We start from the raw sequence: 996 nt of genomic DNA, 5'->3' as shown, positions 1-996 counted from the left end.
TCGTCGAGCAGTGCAGGGAACAACGTGCTCTGTCCGCGATCAACCCCCTCTACGAATCCCGCCATCGCTCGTCCCCCGCCGATTCACTGGAGAATAATAGCAGAGGCACAGTTTTCACACGGCCTGGACCCAAAGCGAAGTATCGTTGATTGAAGCTGAAGCTTTTAAGACGCTAGCGCTCTATTCAATCCCGGCAGCGCGAGCATATAGAAGAGGAGATTCCAAGTGATCGATGCGTATGACAGCGCCAAAAGTATGGTGATGTCCTGCCAGCCAAAATCCCGGTGCGGATCAAATCCCGAATAAACCAGGGCACCAAGGGAGACGACTGTTGAGAGAACTGCTAGCGCGTGCGTTGTGAGATTGCAGTAGGCGATCATTCTCGAGGCCCATCTTAGGAATATCCATTGCAGCATCACGCGTTCTTTCTCGCTCTCAAGGTCAGACAGTTTTGCGTCTACTTCCTTGGTTCTGGAGCCCAGGCTGAGCATTCCTCCGGGCGGTATGTCGGTTTTTATCAGGTCGCGGATTCTATCCTTGATCGCTTGCTCGGCCGATGTTTGAGCGGCCGCAATGGTATCCAAAGCATCCCTCAACCGCTCTACGGCGACTTCGCGCAACTCAACGTAATAGAAGAGCGCGCTTAGCGTGAAAGCAATTTCGAAAACCGGCGCAAAGTGTTCGATTCTGTACATGGGTAGCCATCCCTTCCCAGATGGCGGTCGCATGCCTTCAACAAGCATCCGCTCCAGGTCGCTCGCATGCAAGGGCCGTGTTGCGGCGCGTGAGTCTGGACGTGGCCGAAGCTGACCGGTGCCAAGGCTCATGGGGCGGCGGGCGCCTCAGCGCAATATACACCATTGCCTGCTTCTGGCCCAGGCCGTGTGAAAACTGTGCCTCTGCTATTATTCTCCAGTGAATCGGCGGGGGACGAGCGATGGCGGGATTCGTAGAGGGGGTTGATCGCGGACAGAGCACGTTGTTCCCTGCACTGCT

At 55.7% G+C, this 996-nt stretch carries 1 protein-coding gene; it reads right to left on the bottom strand.

Annotated features, from left to right (window positions below; all coding sequences use genetic code 11):
* Nucleotides 1–164: 164 nt before the first annotated feature.
* Nucleotides 165–695 (bottom strand): hypothetical protein, encoded by a 531-nt coding sequence (locus ACZYOF_RS43925; protein WP_463719611.1) that lies wholly within the window; start codon nucleotides 693–695, stop codon nucleotides 165–167.
* Nucleotides 696–996 lie beyond the last annotated feature (301 nt).

It is taken from the genome of Bradyrhizobium sp. LeoA1Lang (assembly GCF_055413685.1).
This window is presented reverse-complemented; position numbering and strand designations above follow the sequence as displayed.

Bases quoted from the DNA above. Each gene is read 5' to 3' on its own strand.
- ACZYOF_RS43925 (WP_463719611.1), bottom strand. From the start codon at position 695: ATGTACAGAATCGAACACTTTGCGCCGGTTTTCGAAATTGCTTTCACG.